The organism is Kiloniella sp., from assembly GCF_965205715.1.
GTDB lineage: Bacteria > Pseudomonadota > Alphaproteobacteria > Kiloniellales > Kiloniellaceae > Kiloniella.
In genome coordinates this window covers 269,408-286,825 of record NZ_CBDBHW010000001.1, presented here as the reverse complement: position 1 = coordinate 286,825, position 17,418 = coordinate 269,408, and the positions used below count along the sequence as shown (strand labels likewise).

Genomic DNA, 17,418 nt, shown 5'->3' with positions numbered 1-17,418 from the left:
ATACCCTTTTCACACTTCGGTGGACGGGGACTGGAAAGGAAGCCGGAAGTACGGTCTTCCTCAATCATAAGAGGACTACACCATGCTGAAGACACTAAAGCGAACAGCTGGGAAACTGGCAATCGCAACAACCCTGGGCTTAGGCCTGACGACGGCGGCGAGTGCTGTTGAATTGACAATGTACTATCCGGTTGCTGTTGGCGGACCATTAACGAACATCGTTGATGGAATGATCGACGACTTTGAGAAAGCCAATCCCGACATCAAAGTAAATGCCATTTATGCCGGCAATTATAACGATGCCCGGATCAAAGCCCTTGCTGCTTTGAAAAGTGGTAAACCTGCACAAACTTCCGTTATGTTCTCAATCGATACTTACGAACTCATAGAACAGGGTGCGATTGTTGCCTTTGATGATGTGGTTGAAACGAAGGAAGAAAAAGCTTGGCTGAAGAGTTTTTACCCCGCCCTGATGGAAAATGGTGAGACACAGGGCAAGACTTGGGGCATTCCGTTCCAGCGCTCAACCATCGTTATGTATTACAACAAAGACGCCTTCCGTGCCGCAGGCCTTGATCCCGAAACACCTCCTGCCACATGGGATGATCTTATCTCAACAGGAAAAAAACTAACCAAGGACGGACAATGGGGCGCCATGATCCCTTCAACCGGTTACCCTTATTGGATGTTCGGCGCGCTTAGCATGCAAAACAACCAAGTCCTTATGAACAGTGATGGCAATGAAACTTATTTTGATGCGCCTGCAACTGTAGAAGCTTTAGAGTTTTGGAAAGATCTCGGCACTAAACACGGCATCATGCCTGCAGGCACCATTGAGTGGGGTACACTTCGTCAGAACTTCCTCGAAGGCAAAACTGCAATGATGTGGCACTCAACGGGTAATCTCAGTGCCGTAAAGAAGAATGCCAAATTTGATTTCGGTGTGGCGATGCTTCCCGCTCAAAAACGTCGAGGCACACCAACAGGTGGTGGTAACTTCTACATTTTTGAGAAAACATCACCAGAAGAACGTAAAGCGACCATTAAATTGATCCGCTTCCTTACCGAGCCAACACGTACCGCTGAATGGAGCATGAAGACCGGTTACCTTGGAACAAGACCGGATGCCTATGCGACTGCTGATATGAAAAAATATGTTTCAGACTTCCCACCTGCAGCGGTTGCCCGTGATCAATTAGAATTCGCCACAGCTGAACTCTCCACTTATCAAAATGGTCGTGTACGAAAGCTTCTAGACGACGCGATCCAAGCTGCTCTGATCGGGTCAAAAACCCCCGAAGAAGCTCTTGGAAGTGCTCAAAAACAAGCCGATCGTCTGCTTAAGCGCTACCGTTAAGCCTTAAGCCCCACACTGCCCGGAGATGTCATTGCACATCTCCGGGACTTTCTCGCTCAAACACAAGTGCGGTTTCTCCGATGACAATGAAGACTTCACAAAATCAACTCTATGGCTGGCTACTTTTACTGCCTGCAATCGTATTTCTGGTTGCTTTTACCTATTACCCAACCATAGCCACCCTCGCAAAAAGCTTCTTTTCTCAGGGTACAGCTTTGAGGTCTTCTGAATTCGTCGGTTTGGAAAATTATGAATACATGCTTGAGGATGAGGTGTTTTGGAAAGTCGCCTGGAACAACGTCATCTATGCAATCTTTACCATTCCCACATCTATTGCCCTCGCCCTTCTCATGGCGATTTGGGTAAATGGTCATCTCAAATTCAAATCCCTTACCCGGATGAGCTTCTTTATCCCGACCATGTTGCCGATGATCGCCGTCGCTAATATCTGGTTGTTTTTCTACACACCAGAAATTGGTCTGATTGATCAGATCTCAAGTTCTTTTGGTTTTGCCAGCCACAACTGGCTCGGCGATCCAGATACCGTTTTGGGGTGCATCATTGCGATTACGGTGTGGAAAGAGGCTGGTTTCTTTATGATTTTTTACCTGGCCGCTCTGCAAACACTCTCGCCTGAACTGGAAGAAGCCGCCAGATTAGAGGGCGCAAGTCGCTGGTACTATTTCCGCCGCATCATGTTTCCTCTGCTCATGCCAACAACTTTGTTCGTTCTCATCAATGCGGTGATTAATTCTTTCAAGCTTGTTGATCAGCTCTTCATCCTCACCAAGGGCGGTCCGGACAACGCCAGCTCTCTATTACTCTATTACATATACGAAGTGGCTTTCAGCTTCCTAGACCAAGCTTACGCCTCAACCCTGACGGTTGTTTTACTTGGTGCATTGGCCGTAATTGCCATCAGCCAGTTTGTATTCCTTGATAAGAAGGTTCATTACCAGTGAGCACATCAAACCTGAAAATGAGCTTAGGCCTACGGCTGGAAACTGGCGCCGCGTACTTCCTGGCATTCCTCTGGATGCTACCGTTGATATACGCTTTTTGGTCTGCCTTTCATCCACCGGAATATGCAACAAAGTTTGATCTTTTCGCACCTCTGACATTAGAGAACTTTGCCGTCGCCTGGGAACAAGCGCCTTTCGCACGCTATTTCCTAAACACGTTTATGCTCGTGACCAGTATTTTGATCGCCCAGTTCTTTCTCTGTACTTTGGCAGCTTATGCCTTCGCCCGGTTTGATTTTCCCGGCAAGTCCATCGCATTTGCCCTGGTTTTGGTTCAACTCATGATCATGCCCGAAGTGCTCATCGTTGAGAACTACGTAACCATGAGTAACCTTGATCTCGTGGACACGATTATCGGTGTTGGACTTCCTTATATGGCGAGTGCCTTTGGTATTTTCCTCCTACGACAAACCTTCAAAACCATCCCACATGAACTTGAAGATGCTGCTCGGATTGAAGGCTGTTCAATGTTGCAGATCCTGTGGAAAGTATACGTCCCCCTAGCACGGCCTACTTATGTTGCCTTTGGCTTGGTATCAATAAGTTATCACTGGAATAACTTCCTCTGGCCTTTGGTGATCACCAACTCGGTGACCACGCGCCCCCTCACGGTAGGCCTCGCCATTTTTGGCGCACCGGAATCTGGCGTGGACTGGTCAATCATTACTGCCGGAACCCTGTTAGCTGTGGCTCCCTTGCTGGTTGCCTTCTTATTGTTCCAGCGTCAATTCGTTCAATCCTTCATGCACGCAGGTATCAAGTGACAAAAATTTTGAGTTGGAATATCCAGTGTGGCTTAGGGATCGATAACCGGGTTGATCTCAATCGCACAGCAGAAGTGATAAAATCTTTTGGGGATCCTGATATCATCTGCCTGCAAGAAGTTGCTCGCTTTGATCCTGAACTAGATATGGGGTTAGGCGCGGATCAGGTCGCGGAATTATCGCAATTGTTTCCTGAACATCATCCTATATTCGGTGCCGCGATAAATCGTTGGCACAATGAAGAGAATAAACGTCGGCAGTTTGGTAATATGGTGCTCTCGCGTTTGCCCATCATCCAAACCTTTAATCATCTATTGCCACAGCCCTCTCCCCCAACGCCCTGCAAACATATGCCACGACAAGCCGTGGAAATCGTTGTGGAACTGCCCGACGGCCCCTTACGCATAACGACGACACACCTGGAATACCATTGCGAAGAACAAAGGCTGGCACAGATAGAACACCTGCGAGGGTTACAGGCAGATATAATCAGCAATAAATCCTATGGTCTAACTGCGCCAGAAAGCGGTCCCTATTCGGACTTTGCAAGACCAGAACGCAATATCATTTGCGGGGATTTTAATGCACTCGTCGATGATGACGTCTATCGGTTGCTAACAGCTAGAACTCTTGGAGGGGACAATCACTACCTTGATGGCTGGCGCGTAATCTATAGCGGAAATGATCATGACCCAACCTGCGGCATCCATGACGCTGACCAATGGCCTGAAGGCCCTCACTGTCGAGATTTCTTTTTCTTAAGCAGGGATCTCTCTGCAATGGTCAAGAAGATTTCCGTCCAAAAAGAGACCGATGCCTCTGATCACCAGCCGATACTTCTAGAGCTTAAAACCGTTTAAATCTTATACCGTTAAATAATAAAAGAAGTGATCTGTTACACGCTCAAAACCAAATGATTCATAGAGTGCCTGAGCTTTGGTATTGATGATATCCGTCTCCAACAAAATCCCTTTTGAGCCCACCTCTAGGGCATGATCCCTAGCAGCTTGAAGGAGCTTACGTGCAACGCCTTGCCCTCTTGCAGTTTCGAGAACAAACAAATCATTCAAAACCAAATCACGGCGCAAGGACACGGAAGAAAAGGTTGGATATATCTGCGTAAAACCGAGGACTTCGCCATTGGCATTTTGTGCGAAAAATACTGTAGCTTCACCGGCCTCTTGACGTTGAGTTAAATAGGCCTCACAACCACCTAGATTACTATCTTGGCCATAAAATTGACGGTAGAGGTCAAAAACACCGGTGACTTTTGGGATCGTCTTCGTATTTGCTTTGATAATTTCTATCGTCATGTTCTCTACCAAGGGTTAAATGCTAAAATTAATTTCAGGCATTAGAAACTATTTCTCTCAACGGTACACTTCGATCGAATAAACTGTGGGCCTGCTTGTAATAATCCATATAGAACAAGGCCCTATCAAAGGGTCAGATAATAATAGCGATTTCCTGTATCAGGCTCAAACCCAAAAGATTTATAGAGCTCCTGAGCGTTGGCATTCTCTATATCCGTAGTTAAGAGAATACCTTTAGACGCAACCTCATTTCCGTATTTCTTTGCGGCCTCAAGTAGCCTCCGCCCAACACCATTACCTCGTGCGGTTTCTACGACAAATAAATCGCCTAAAAACAGGTCTCGTCGAAAAGGCACTGAAGAAAATATCGGATAGAGTTGGGTAAAGCCAACAACGTCACCATCATGATCTTTAGCGAAAAACACGATAGATTCTGTAGCTTTTTGCCGATCAACCAAGAACTCGACACAGGTCTTATAATCGGACGTTTCGCCATAGTGCTGACGAAATAGATCAAATACTCCAGCAGCTTCATGAACGTTATGCTCATCAGCGCGTATGATAGATACGGTCTCGCTCATACCCTATTCAACGGTTACAGATTTAGCGAGATTCCTCGGCTGATCCACGTCGGTTCCTTTGATAACGGCAGTATGATAAGCCAACAACTGTATCGGAAGGGCGTAGAGTATTGGTGCAACAAATGGATCTACCTTTGGTAAAACAACCACATGTTTGGCGATATCACCTGCACGTTCCACGCCTTCTTTATCTGAGAAAAGAATAATCTGACCACCTCGGGCATGTACTTCCTGAAGGTTAGAGATCGTTTTCTCCATCAGAGGGCCACTTGGGGCACAGGCAATAACAGGAACGTTCTCATCGATCAGAGCAATCGGTCCGTGTTTCATCTCACCTGCAGCATATCCTTCCGCATGGATATAACTAATTTCTTTAAGCTTCAGCGCTCCTTCCATCGCCATGGGGTACAAGTTCCCACGACCAAGATAGAGCACATCTCGTGCTTCACTGACGTCTGCTGAAATTTTGCGTATGGTATCGTCGGTATTGAGTATCTCTGCAACACGCGCTGGAATTTCTGTTAACGCAGTGGAGAGCTCAGCCTCACGTTCTGCGCTTATGGTCCCTTTGGCCCGTCCTATACCTATTGCAAGGCAAGCAAGAACCGTGAGCTGTGTGGTAAAGGCTTTGGTTGATGCAACCCCGATCTCAGGACCGGCGAGTGTTGGCAACACCATGTCTGATTCACGGGCGATAGTAGATTCAGGAACATTGACCACAGATATAATTTTTTGACCTTGCGATTTTGCATAGCGAAGTGCAGCAAGCGTATCAATGGTCTCGCCAGATTGCGAGATAAACAGGCTCACACCTTTTTCAGGAAGAGGCGCTTCACGATAGCGAAACTCTGAAGCAATGTCGACTTCAACCAACTGACGAGCTTCTTGCTCTAGCCAATATTTCGCGACCATCCCAGCAAGTGACGCTGTCCCACAACCCACAATCGTCAGCCTGGAAATATCCGCGAGATCAAACGGAAACTCAGGCAGCTGAATTGATCGCGCCAGTGGGTTAAAGAAAGTATGAAGCGTATCCCCAATTACAGCAGGCTGTTCGTAAATCTCTTTCTGCATGAAGTGACGGTACTGTCCCTTACCCACCATGGCACCAGATACAGCTGTTTGGATCACCTCTCGATTAAGAAGCTTACCCTCGAGATCTCGAATAGTGGCACCATCGTTATCCAGAACAACCCAATCACCCTCTTCAAGGTAACATATACGATCCGTAAGGTGAGATAGAGAAAGAGCATCAGAGCCCAAGTACATCTCACCATCACCATAACCGACAGCAAGAGGACTTCCTCGGCGTGCGCCGATCATCAGGTCTTCACGCCCAGCAAAAACAATTGCGAGCGCAAACGCACCTTCTAGACGCTTTAAGGTGGTATGCACCGCCTCTTCAGGCGACAAACCATCGCGAAGATAACTTGATATCAAATGAACAACGACTTCGGTATCCGTCTCCGTCGTGAAGGTTTGCCCTTTAGCATCCAACTCGGCACGTAACTCTTGAAAATTTTCAATAATGCCGTTGTGAACAAGAGATACAAGATCGCTGGCATGCGGATGAGCATTAACTTCATTTGGACGACCGTGTGTTGCCCAGCGAGTGTGACCAATACCCGTCATCCCGCTCAAAGGTTCTTCTTCAACACGATTTTGGAGGTTAATCAGTTTGCCCTGTGCACGACGACGCTCTAAGCCACCCTCTACAAGTGTCGCGATCCCGGCGGAATCATATCCACGATATTCCAAACGTTTTAAGCCATCCAGTAACAAAGGAACAACAGGCTTGGTGCCGATAATACCGATAATTCCACACATAGTCCTTAGCCTTTATTATCTTCGTTGTTCTTGTTTGAATTGTGACCTGAATTCTGATCAGCCAATTTTTTCTCTTTGATTTTTTTCCGACCGGCACGGAAACTTGCTCCAGCGCCAGCCTTATCAAGTAGTCGCCCACGGACGACAGCTAGAGCATCATCGGCTACGGATTTGGTCACAGTACTACCTGCGCCCACGATGGCTCCTGCGCCAATATCAACCGGCGCAACCAAAGCCGTGTTCGAGCCAATAAAGGCTCCCTCACCGATCGTGGTTTTCCATTTGTTGAAACCATCATAATTACATGTAATTGTACCAGCACCAATATTGGCCTTTGCACCAACTTCTGCATCGCCGATGTAACTCAAATGATTGACCTTGGCACCATCATCAAGGACAGCGTTTTTAGTCTCAACAAAATTACCAACTTTACTGCCACGTCCTATGACAGTTCCTGGGCGCAATCGTGCGTAGGGGCCGATTATAGCAGCCTCTCCGATTGTGGCGCCTTCAATATGGCTAAAGGCTTTAATCGTTGTATCATCAGCTATCACGACATTAGGACCAATGAAAACTGACGGTTCGATAATGATATCCCGGCCGAACTTGGTATCTATCGAAAGCCATGTCGTAGAAGGATCTATTAATGTAACCCCTTGCGCCATAGCCTCTTCACGTAGTCGTTTTTGTAAAACAAGTTCCGCCGCGGCGAGTTCTAGGCGTGAATTGATACCCATAACCTCCTCTTCGCTAGCTTCTACCGCCCGAGTTTCCAATCCTTCTGCATAAGCAAAATCGAAAATTACGGGAAGATAATATTCGCCCTGAGCATTATTGTTATCCAGTTGGTTGATCAGGCGACATACCGTTGGCCCATCACCTAAAAGTATGCCGGCATTGCAAAGATCGATTTCTTTTTCTTCATCACTTGCGTCGGCGTGTTCAATGATTCCAATAACGCGACCTTGCTCATCTTGTTTTACCCGACCATAGCGACCAGCTTCTGCTGGCTTAAAAGCAAGTCCAAGAAGCGTAGGGCCAGTATCAGAACGTCGCAGAGCGACCATTTGTTCATAAGTTTCAGACCTGATAAGAGGCGTATCCCCAAAAATCACCATAATATCGGCTTGGTCACCTTCAGAGCAAAAACCCTCAAGAGCTTCAAAAGCCTGCTTTACAGCATGCCCAGTGCCCAAACGATCATTTTGAACGACTGTCTTATGTGGAACCGCAACTTGTTCCACCGATTTCGCGTCGGGCCCCACGACCACAACAACCCTCTCAGGAGAGAGCTTTTCAACACCTCCCAAGACGTGGGAAAGCATCGGCTTTCCTGCCAAGGCATGTAAGACCTTTGGCATTTTCGATTTCATGCGGGTTCCCTGGCCTGCGGCCAGAACGATTACGGCTAGTTTACGTTTACTCATTGGTCCTCAAAAGTCACTAATCGCGAAGATAGACCCTGTGCTTACCTTCTGCACTCCACAGGATCAACTATTACAACAAATAGTAAGGAAAGAATCAGGCAAAATTGTAGCTGCCAATAAATGCCATAAAGCCTCACCTCTCTCAAATCACCAATTATTTCTGCGTGTTACAAATTATTACTAATTGTTTCAATGGTATTATAGGAAAGACGTTACTCTTGTCTTGCGTCATAAAACCATGCTGTTTAGCCTCTAATCCCAAATTTAGTTATGAATGTCTGGTTTTATATAATGGCGAAACGCAATGTATTGGTATTTGATCTAGATGGCACCCTCATTAATAGTGCACCAGATCTTGCCCTCTCCCTGCAAAAGTTACTAAAAAGCGAAGGGAGAAGAGAGCCTGACCTCGCCGAAGTGACAAACATGATCGGAGATGGCGCGACAAAGCTTGTTGAACGAGGATATGCAGCAACGGGTGAGCCCCTTACTCAAGCAAGTCTAAAAGAAAAGGTTGAAAAATTTCTAGCCATTTACGATGAAAATCTTGCAGTTGAAACTTGCCTTTATCCCCACGTATTAGAAACACTTATCAAGCTCAAGGCTCAGGGCTGGCGCTTGGTGATCTGCACCAACAAGCCCTATGCCCCAACAGTAGAGTTAATTGATATATTCAAATTAGATGAGCTTTTTGAAAAGGCTGTTGGTGGTGATAGTTATTCAGTTAAAAAACCTCATGCAGCTCATATTCTAAATTTACTCCAAGAAATAAACGTTGAAGCTGATCATGCGATCATGCTCGGAGACGGGGTAAACGATGTTCTAGCGGCACAAAATGCTGGTATTCCATCCGTACTTTTCACCCATGGCTATGGTACGGATGCAGCACGCGCCCTAAATCCTGACGCCGTTATCGATAGCTTTCTCGACTTAGAGAACACACTCAGCTCCCTCTAAACTAAAGTGCGACATTACCGCCTACAGCTAAAATTTAGGGTGAATAGTAAAAGAAAAAGGCTCTTCTCCGCTTTGTTGAGTAGAAAAAGATGCCGACCGCCAAGTAACCTGTTGATATGTATGGTTTCTGATAACTTTACATAGAGCAGGTATATGACAATCAACATCTCGCAGCATATTTTAGGCCTCAAAGGGCAACGTGTAAATGAAATTAAACTGGATGACGGCGGTGTTAAGATTGTCATTCACTGCAGCCGAGACGCGCGTAGGAGGGCTATAGACCCTGCTACAGGCCAGAAGGGAAGCATCAACCAGCATGTCCGCCGACAAGTAAACGACATCCCCCTTTTTGGGTATCCTTGTGTGGTCGAGATTGAGCTGGCGCAGGTTTATATTAACAAGGGCGAACGCCGCATTGAGGGGTGTGATTTTGTTGATAAAGGGTGCCGTTTCACTCACCGATTTTGCCGACTGATCAGTGGATTATGTCGGCATATGTCTATTCAAGCGGTTTCCAGACATTTGGATATACGATGGGAAACGGTCAAGAATATCGACAGGGCATACCTTATTGAAACTCTCCCTACGCTTGATCCTGCAGAGCTAACTGGCTTGGAATATATTGGTGTAGATGAAGTTGCCCGGGCGAAAGGTCATGACTACATGACGGTGGTCTACGATATGGTTGGCGGTCATCTGATCTGGGTTGAAGCAGGCCGAACTGCCGAGGTTTTTTCAAGGTTTTTGAAACAACTGCAACCAGATACAGCCTGCAAAATAAAGGCCGTAGCGATGGATATGGGGCCTGCCTACCAAAAGGCTGTCAGAGAGTCCTTGCCGTTGGCCGACATAGTATTTGACCGTTTCCACGTCATGAAAAACTACAGCAAAGCTATCCATAATCAGCGTCGACTTGAGTTCAGAAAGGCCGATCCAAGTGGTAAAGAGTTGATGAAAGGGACACATTATCTGTTGCTCAAAAATGCGGATAAGTTGAGTGAAAAACAAAGTGACAAGCTGCAAAGGTTGCTGGAGAGCAATAGCAACCTGAATGCACTTTACGTCTTGAAAGAACAGCTTCAGCTGCTGTGGAGTGCCGCTTCATTTGAGGCGATGGCGGAGCAACTGGAACGTTGGTGCCTGATAGCAGATCAGTCACAGATGCTCTATCTAAAAAAGTTCGCGAAATCCCTACGGAAACATTGTGTGGGCATCTGCAACTACGCCAAACACAAGCTCACAAGCGCCAGGATAGAGGCTGGTAATGTCAGTATAGGAATGATCCGTAAGCGAGCCAGAGGCATCAAGGATACCGAATACTTCAAACTCAAAATTAGACAATCATCCATTCCAGATAATCAATCTATGCTCTATTTGAAATCCTAAATCTACTCAACAAAGCGGAGAAGTGCCAAATTGGCTCTTCTCCGCTTTGTTGAGTAGAAAAAGATGCCGACCGCCAAGTAACCTGTTGATATGTATGGTTTCTGATAACTTTACATAGAGCAGGTATATGACAATCAACATCTCGCAGCATATTTTAGGCCTCAAAGGGCAACGTGTAAATGAAATTAAACTGGATGACGGCGGTGTTAAGATTGTCATTCACTGCAGCCGAGACGCGCGTAGGAGGGCTATAGACCCTGCTACAGGCCAGAAGGGAAGCATCAACCAGCATGTCCGCCGACAAGTAAACGACATCCCCCTTTTTGGGTATCCTTGTGTGGTCGAGATTGAGCTGGCGCAGGTTTATATTAACAAGGGCGAACGCCGCATTGAGGGGTGTGATTTTGTTGATAAAGGGTGCCGTTTCACTCACCGATTTTGCCGACTGATCAGTGGATTATGTCGGCATATGTCTATTCAAGCGGTTTCCAGACATTTGGATATACGATGGGAAACGGTCAAGAATATCGACAGGGCATACCTTATTGAAACTCTCCCTACGCTTGATCCTGCAGAGCTAACTGGCTTGGAATATATTGGTGTAGATGAAGTTGCCCGGGCGAAAGGTCATGACTACATGACGGTGGTCTACGATATGGTTGGCGGTCATCTGATCTGGGTTGAAGCAGGCCGAACTGCCGAGGTTTTTTCAAGGTTTTTGAAACAACTGCAACCAGATACAGCCTGCAAAATAAAGGCCGTAGCGATGGATATGGGGCCTGCCTACCAAAAGGCTGTCAGAGAGTCCTTGCCGTTGGCCGACATAGTATTTGACCGTTTCCACGTCATGAAAAACTACAGCAAAGCTATCCATAATCAGCGTCGACTTGAGTTCAGAAAGGCCGATCCAAGTGGTAAAGAGTTGATGAAAGGGACACATTATCTGTTGCTCAAAAATGCGGATAAGTTGAGTGAAAAACAAAGTGACAAGCTGCAAAGGTTGCTGGAGAGCAATAGCAACCTGAATGCACTTTACGTCTTGAAAGAACAGCTTCAGCTGCTGTGGAGTGCCGCTTCATTTGAGGCGATGGCGGAGCAACTGGAACGTTGGTGCCTGATAGCAGATCAGTCACAGATGCTCTATCTAAAAAAGTTCGCGAAATCCCTACGGAAACATTGTGTGGGCATCTGCAACTACGCCAAACACAAGCTCACAAGCGCCAGGATAGAGGCTGGTAATGTCAGTATAGGAATGATCCGTAAGCGAGCCAGAGGCATCAAGGATACCGAATACTTCAAACTCAAAATTAGACAATCATCCATTCCAGATAATCAATCTATGCTCTATTTGAAATCCTAAATCTACTCAACAAAGCGGAGAAGTGCCAACAAATTGAAGATCTACTCGCTTACCTCAAAGAGAACAGCTGATCTATCTTTCTATTAAAATAAAAAAACCGAGCTCTCTAGCTCGGTTTTTTTTATTGTCCAAGCATCAATAACGTTTTCTCTCAGCCCATCACTTGTTCGAGAGAAGCTACAGACAGTTAATTATTTTCTCTCCATCATGCCATCTCAAATCACATGTCGGGCTTTCAAAAGCGAGACCTTAAATCGCTTTCGACTAAGTCGTCATTGATAAAAAAACACTGGGATACAAAATCCGAGAAGTTAAATGACCCCCGGCAAAGCCGGGGGCTTAAGCGGGTGAGCCCCTTAAAGGGGCAAATTGGGAACCGCTAAAGCGGTTATGGATTGAATATATCCATTTGGTCAAAGTACTTATCACGCTCTTCTTGCGTTCTGATATACTCCCTCACCATCTGTTCATCGAGCCCTACAGTTGAGACGAAATATCCACGGGCCCAAAAATTTTCACCCTTGAAATTCCGTGCTTTATTTTTGAATTTTCGAGCTATGGCAATCGCGCTTTTTCCTTTTAGGTATCCAACGACTTTTGAAACAGCATGTTTGGGCGGTATGCTGATACACATGTGAATGTGATCCGGCATCAAATGGCCCTCCTCAATCTTACTTTCGCGATGCCCGGCCAGTTCATGGAAAATTTCACCAAGATACTGACGTAGGTTGCCATAGATAACTTTTTGCCTGCGTTTAGGGATGAAAACCACGTGGTATTTACAATCCCATCTCGTATGTGCAAGGCTTTTGTAATCTCTCATCGGCTAATTCCTTTGTTATTTTGGTCAATAAACAAAGAAATGTAAGACCGTGGGAACGGTCAAACCATTGAGAGTCCCCCGGCATAGCCGGGGGTTTACCGGATTAAATTAACTCAGCGAACAGGAGATAAAGAATATTATGTCGATGGGAATCAAATCAGGAATTTCACATGCTATCTTGGGCATGGCTGTTGTAATTAGTCTAGGCTCAGGATCAGCCCTCGCCGGAGATCCTGTCGCAGGAAAAAAAGTCTTCAATAAATGTAAAGCATGCCATGCCATTGGCAAAAACAAAATCGGGCCCGATCTCACGGGACTTATTGGCCGACCAGCAGCAAGTATTGAAGGTTACAAGTATTCCAAGGCAATGAAAGCGTCTGGAATTACCTGGACAGAAGAAAACCTTACCCAATTCCTGACCAAACCAAAGAAATTTGTCCCAAAGACAAAAATGTCATTTGGCGGCCTGAAGAAAGAAAAGCAAATCGAAGATCTCTTAGCTTATCTTGGCGAGGTCACTGCCAAGTAAATTACTTCATTTTACAACCGCGAATCCCAACATTAAATCCTCTAGAGGGATCTTTATTTGGTGTTGGCGCTAAACATCCCGCTAGATATACCCTGGGCAAAAGCTTGAATTTCATTATTCAAGCTTTTGCTGATTAAGAATACTGCGTATGTTTTTTGGCCTAGCCCCATAAATATGATATTAACCAAAAGTTGAAAGAATCCCTATCGAATCTCTGGCTTAAATCCTGACAAAATTAGGATTGTTTGCCTAAGCCGTAGATCTTTTGGGGATGCATTCAACTATTCGTTAACCTTAAACCGTCAATGTAAGATAAATATTAAGGTTAATGTGATATATCGTTGCTACAGTCAGGCCCCTGCACTCCCGTAGGGTAACCTGAAATAACTCGGGGGACACGGGGGTATAATGAATTCAAAGAACACGGCGAGCCAAACAATGGATGGCGACAAAGGTTCCAGTGAAGAGCAAAAAGTGACTGCTCTCAAGGCATCAGAATTAATAGAAGGCGGAGTACCGCCAAAAGCTGAATGGCAAATAGATCCAGGATCTGTAAACTTTGAGGATCCTCTTCTAGAATGCGTCTACATGCTCGCATCCATGATGTCGCGTCCTATATCAGTTGAAGCGCTAAAAGCTGGACTACCACACAGCGGAGCACAATTTACGCCTGATCTGGCTGTCCGCGCCGCCGAACGCGCAGGCCTAACAGCACGTACTGTTCGCCGTGCCACGATCAAAGAGATTCAGCCGGTTACACTGCCATGTATCCTACTTCTAAAACATGGTGGTTCTTGTATCCTTCTTAATTACACAAAACTCGGCAAGGCAACGATTGCCATTCCTGAAGGCCGAGGACAAAAAGAACTGCCTCTAGATGAACTACAAGAACAGTTCACCGGCTATGCCATATTTGCCCGCACAGAGTATAAATTTGATTCCCGCGCATCAGATATTCAGCTGAAGAAACCAAAAGCTTGGTTCTGGGGAACCCTGCTCAAATTCTGGCCTATCTACAGTCACGTTATGTTGGCTTCGATCCTGATCAATATGTTTGCGATCGCAAGTCCGCTGTTCATTATGAACGTATATGACCGCGTTGTTCCAAATGGCGCGAGTGCGACCCTGGCCGTATTGGCGATAGGCGTTGCGACTGTATTCTTATTCGAATTTATTATGAAAAACCTGCGGACCTATCTAGTAGATGTCGCGGGTAAAAATGCTGACGTTCTCATTGCCAGCCGATTGCTAGAACAATTGATGGCAATGAAACTTTCCAACAAACCCCCATCTACTGGGGCTATGGCCAACAACCTCCGTGAATTTGAATCACTGCGTGACTTTTTCACTTCAGGTACTTTGGTCGCCTTGATCGACTTACCGTTTATCTTCCTCTTCATTTGGATCATCTCAATCGTTGCCGCACCGCAAATCGCAGCTGTGCCATTGGTTGTGGTCCCTGTCGTGATTTTGGTGGGTGTCTTCCTTCAAATACCACTTAGAAAAGTGATCGAGAAAACCCATAAGGAATCAAGTCAGAAACATGCTTTGTTGGTTGAAACCATCGATGGCCTAGAAACCATCAAAACAACAGCAGCCGAAGGACGTATCCAGCGGTCATGGGAACGTTTTGTAGGTCTAACAGCAGAATCAGCTGGTAAAGCAAAATTACTTTCAGGTATTTCAACAACGTTTGCCCAACTTGCTATTCAAATGACAACCGTCGTCGTTGTTATTGTGGGCGTGTTCCTGATTATCGAAAAAGAAATGACCATGGGTGCATTGGTTGCATCGACCATGCTCAGCGGCCGCGCTTTGGCACCACTTGGCACGATTGCTGGGATGCTGACACGGCTACAACAATCTCGCGTGGCGTTGAAATCACTCGATAACATCATGAATTCCGAAGTTGAGAGATCAGAGGATAAATCCTATCTGCACCGTCCAAGACTAAGTGGTGAGATGGAACTTAAGAAGGTAACCTTTAACTATCCCGGCCAGGAAATTAAGGCCCTTGATGCGGTCAGCCTTAAAATCAAACCCGGTGAGCGCGTGGGTGTTCTTGGCCGTATTGGTTCGGGAAAATCAACAATCGCTCGTTTGTGCCTGGGTCTATATGATCCGGATGAAGGTTCCGTTCTTGCCGATGGCACGGATATACGCCAAATCGACCCAGCTGATTTACGTCGGAACATCGGTTACGTTTCCCAAGATAACTATCTTTTGGCTCTTCTCCGCTTTGTTGAGTAGAAAAAGATGCCGACCGCCAAGTAACCTGTTGATATGTATGGTTTCTGATAACTTTACATAGAGCAGGTATATGACAATCAACATCTCGCAGCATATTTTAGGCCTCAAAGGGCAACGTGTAAATGAAATTAAACTGGATGACGGCGGTGTTAAGATTGTCATTCACTGCAGCCGAGACGCGCGTAGGAGGGCTATAGACCCTGCTACAGGCCAGAAGGGAAGCATCAACCAGCATGTCCGCCGACAAGTAAACGACATCCCCCTTTTTGGGTATCCTTGTGTGGTCGAGATTGAGCTGGCGCAGGTTTATATTAACAAGGGCGAACGCCGCATTGAGGGGTGTGATTTTGTTGATAAAGGGTGCCGTTTCACTCACCGATTTTGCCGACTGATCAGTGGATTATGTCGGCATATGTCTATTCAAGCGGTTTCCAGACATTTGGATATACGATGGGAAACGGTCAAGAATATCGACAGGGCATACCTTATTGAAACTCTCCCTACGCTTGATCCTGCAGAGCTAACTGGCTTGGAATATATTGGTGTAGATGAAGTTGCCCGGGCGAAAGGTCATGACTACATGACGGTGGTCTACGATATGGTTGGCGGTCATCTGATCTGGGTTGAAGCAGGCCGAACTGCCGAGGTTTTTTCAAGGTTTTTGAAACAACTGCAACCAGATACAGCCTGCAAAATAAAGGCCGTAGCGATGGATATGGGGCCTGCCTACCAAAAGGCTGTCAGAGAGTCCTTGCCGTTGGCCGACATAGTATTTGACCGTTTCCACGTCATGAAAAACTACAGCAAAGCTATCCATAATCAGCGTCGACTTGAGTTCAGAAAGGCCGATCCAAGTGGTAAAGAGTTGATGAAAGGGACACATTATCTGTTGCTCAAAAATGCGGATAAGTTGAGTGAAAAACAAAGTGACAAGCTGCAAAGGTTGCTGGAGAGCAATAGCAACCTGAATGCACTTTACGTCTTGAAAGAACAGCTTCAGCTGCTGTGGAGTGCCGCTTCATTTGAGGCGATGGCGGAGCAACTGGAACGTTGGTGCCTGATAGCAGATCAGTCACAGATGCTCTATCTAAAAAAGTTCGCGAAATCCCTACGGAAACATTGTGTGGGCATCTGCAACTACGCCAAACACAAGCTCACAAGCGCCAGGATAGAGGCTGGTAATGTCAGTATAGGAATGATCCGTAAGCGAGCCAGAGGCATCAAGGATACCGAATACTTCAAACTCAAAATTAGACAATCATCCATTCCAGATAATCAATCTATGCTCTATTTGAAATCCTAAATCTACTCAACAAAGCGGAGAAGTGCCTATCTTTTCTTTGGCTCCGTCAAAGAGAACATTGCCTTTGGTGCGCCCCATATTGATGACCAAACAATTCTTCGCGCGGCTTCTATCGCGGGTGTAACAGACTTCCTAAAAACCCATCCTCACGGATTTGATTTACAGGTTGGCGAACGCGGGATGTCACTATCCGGCGGCCAAAGACAGGCTGTGGTTATTGCCCGGGCGATGTTACTCGATCCACCGATATTATTATTGGATGAGCCAACCAGCGGTATGGATAACTCCTCTGAGGCTGCGTTTAAAGCACGTCTCACCAAGGCAGTTGTCGGCAAGACGCTTATTCTTGTTACACACCGGAGCTCTCTTCTCACACTGGTTGATCGTTTGGTTATTGTTGATAGCGGCCGTATCGTCGCCGACGGACCTAAAGCCGAGGTTCTGGAAGCATTGAAACAGGGACAGATTCGTGCAAATGCGGGGTAGTCCCCCGCTTCCCCGTTTTCTTCCTGTTCTCAT

Annotated in this window: 19 protein-coding genes; 11 read left to right on the top strand and 8 right to left on the bottom strand. The window is 46.2% G+C overall.

All coding sequences use genetic code 11. The annotated features are described in order from the left end of the window. Positions 1-82: 82 nt before the first annotated feature. The 4 genes from ACOGW3_RS01435 to ACOGW3_RS01420 all read left to right on the top strand — a co-directional run bounded on the left by ACOGW3_RS01435 (position 83) and on the right by ACOGW3_RS01420 (position 4,003). Positions 83-1,357, top strand: a complete 1,275-nt coding sequence (locus ACOGW3_RS01435; protein ID WP_419901321.1) for an ABC transporter substrate-binding protein — start codon at positions 83-85, stop codon at positions 1,355-1,357. A gap of 80 nt (positions 1,358-1,437) precedes the next feature. Next, positions 1,438-2,319 carry a carbohydrate ABC transporter permease gene (locus ACOGW3_RS01430; RefSeq protein WP_419901320.1) on the top strand — a complete coding sequence of 294 codons (882 nt, stop codon included), beginning with the start codon at positions 1,438-1,440 and terminating at the stop codon, positions 2,317-2,319. Next, positions 2,316-3,143 (top strand): carbohydrate ABC transporter permease, encoded by an 828-nt coding sequence (locus ACOGW3_RS01425; RefSeq protein ID WP_419901319.1) that lies wholly within the window; start codon positions 2,316-2,318, stop codon positions 3,141-3,143. The genes ACOGW3_RS01430 and ACOGW3_RS01425 overlap by 4 nt, the downstream gene beginning before the upstream one ends. Continuing rightward, positions 3,140-4,003, top strand: coding sequence for an endonuclease/exonuclease/phosphatase family protein (locus tag ACOGW3_RS01420; RefSeq protein WP_419901318.1), 864 nt, complete (start codon positions 3,140-3,142; stop codon positions 4,001-4,003). Before ACOGW3_RS01425 ends, ACOGW3_RS01420 begins: the two co-directional genes overlap by 4 nt. A gap of 3 nt (positions 4,004-4,006) precedes the next feature. On the opposite strand, the gene ACOGW3_RS01415 is transcribed toward ACOGW3_RS01420, so the two are convergent. The 4 genes from ACOGW3_RS01415 to glmU form a co-directional block, all read right to left on the bottom strand. Continuing rightward, positions 4,007-4,456: a GNAT family N-acetyltransferase gene (locus tag ACOGW3_RS01415; RefSeq protein ID WP_419901317.1), complete on the bottom strand. Its 450-nt coding sequence runs from the start codon at positions 4,454-4,456 to the stop codon at positions 4,007-4,009. Positions 4,457-4,581: 125 nt separating this feature from the next. Further along, the gene (locus ACOGW3_RS01410; RefSeq protein WP_419901316.1) at positions 4,582-5,037 is read right to left on the bottom strand and encodes a GNAT family N-acetyltransferase; all 456 of its coding nucleotides are present in this window, start codon (positions 5,035-5,037) and stop codon (positions 4,582-4,584) included. 3 nt (positions 5,038-5,040) lie between these two features. Next, entirely contained in the window at positions 5,041-6,864 is a 1,824-nt protein-coding gene (gene glmS / locus ACOGW3_RS01405; protein ID WP_419901315.1) for a glutamine--fructose-6-phosphate transaminase (isomerizing), read from the bottom strand. A 5-nt stretch (positions 6,865-6,869) separates the two neighbouring features. Further along, positions 6,870-8,291, bottom strand: a complete 1,422-nt coding sequence (glmU, locus tag ACOGW3_RS01400; RefSeq protein WP_419901314.1) for a bifunctional UDP-N-acetylglucosamine diphosphorylase/glucosamine-1-phosphate N-acetyltransferase GlmU — start codon at positions 8,289-8,291, stop codon at positions 6,870-6,872. A gap of 291 nt (positions 8,292-8,582) precedes the next feature. Here glmU and ACOGW3_RS01395 point away from each other — a divergent pair, with 291 nt between their 5' ends. Then, complete coding sequence (locus tag ACOGW3_RS01395) at positions 8,583-9,248, top strand: HAD-IA family hydrolase (protein WP_419901313.1); 666 nt, start codon at positions 8,583-8,585, stop codon at positions 9,246-9,248. A 14-nt stretch (positions 9,249-9,262) separates the two neighbouring features. Here the strand turns inward: ACOGW3_RS01395 and ACOGW3_RS01390 are convergent, their stop codons facing one another. Continuing rightward, positions 9,263-9,415, bottom strand: a complete 153-nt coding sequence (locus tag ACOGW3_RS01390; RefSeq protein ID WP_419901312.1) for a hypothetical protein — start codon at positions 9,413-9,415, stop codon at positions 9,263-9,265. Between ACOGW3_RS01390 and ACOGW3_RS01385 the strand changes: the two genes are divergently transcribed. Continuing rightward, positions 9,402-10,634 (top strand): ISL3 family transposase, encoded by a 1,233-nt coding sequence (locus ACOGW3_RS01385; RefSeq protein WP_419901077.1) that lies wholly within the window; start codon positions 9,402-9,404, stop codon positions 10,632-10,634. The two genes, ACOGW3_RS01390 and ACOGW3_RS01385, sit on opposite strands and share 14 nt — an antisense overlap. A gap of 6 nt (positions 10,635-10,640) precedes the next feature. On the opposite strand, the gene ACOGW3_RS01380 is transcribed toward ACOGW3_RS01385, so the two are convergent. Next, the gene (locus tag ACOGW3_RS01380; protein ID WP_419901311.1) at positions 10,641-10,775 is read right to left on the bottom strand and encodes a hypothetical protein; all 135 of its coding nucleotides are present in this window, start codon (positions 10,773-10,775) and stop codon (positions 10,641-10,643) included. On the opposite strand from ACOGW3_RS01380, the gene ACOGW3_RS01375 reads away from it, so the two are divergent. Then, a complete protein-coding gene (locus tag ACOGW3_RS01375) occupies positions 10,762-11,994 on the top strand; it encodes an ISL3 family transposase (RefSeq protein WP_419901077.1) in 1,233 nt (410 codons plus the stop codon). The genes ACOGW3_RS01380 and ACOGW3_RS01375 overlap by 14 nt on opposite strands. Positions 11,995-12,382: 388 nt before the next feature. Here the strand turns inward: ACOGW3_RS01375 and tnpA are convergent, their stop codons facing one another. Continuing rightward, entirely contained in the window at positions 12,383-12,817 is a 435-nt protein-coding gene (gene tnpA, locus ACOGW3_RS01370) for an IS200/IS605 family transposase (RefSeq protein WP_419901154.1), read from the bottom strand. A gap of 139 nt (positions 12,818-12,956) precedes the next feature. Here tnpA and ACOGW3_RS01365 point away from each other — a divergent pair, with 139 nt between their 5' ends. Beyond that, positions 12,957-13,346 (top strand): c-type cytochrome, encoded by a 390-nt coding sequence (locus ACOGW3_RS01365; protein WP_419901310.1) that lies wholly within the window; start codon positions 12,957-12,959, stop codon positions 13,344-13,346. A 408-nt stretch (positions 13,347-13,754) separates the two neighbouring features. Then, on the top strand, positions 13,755-15,596 hold the full coding sequence (locus ACOGW3_RS01360) for a type I secretion system permease/ATPase (RefSeq protein WP_419901309.1): 1,842 nt from the start codon (positions 13,755-13,757) through the stop codon (positions 15,594-15,596). Here ACOGW3_RS01360 and ACOGW3_RS01355 read toward each other — a convergent pair. Continuing rightward, positions 15,528-15,680 (bottom strand): hypothetical protein, encoded by a 153-nt coding sequence (locus ACOGW3_RS01355; protein WP_419901308.1) that lies wholly within the window; start codon positions 15,678-15,680, stop codon positions 15,528-15,530. The genes ACOGW3_RS01360 and ACOGW3_RS01355 overlap by 69 nt on opposite strands. Here ACOGW3_RS01355 and ACOGW3_RS01350 point away from each other — a divergent pair. Together ACOGW3_RS01350 and ACOGW3_RS01345 are read left to right on the top strand one after the other, a co-directional pair. Further along, complete coding sequence (locus tag ACOGW3_RS01350; protein ID WP_419901077.1) at positions 15,667-16,899, top strand: ISL3 family transposase; 1,233 nt, start codon at positions 15,667-15,669, stop codon at positions 16,897-16,899. The genes ACOGW3_RS01355 and ACOGW3_RS01350 overlap by 14 nt on opposite strands. Beyond that, a complete protein-coding gene (locus ACOGW3_RS01345) occupies positions 16,900-17,385 on the top strand; it encodes an ATP-binding cassette domain-containing protein (RefSeq protein ID WP_419901445.1) in 486 nt (161 codons plus the stop codon). The last annotated feature ends 33 nt before the right edge of the window (positions 17,386-17,418 follow it).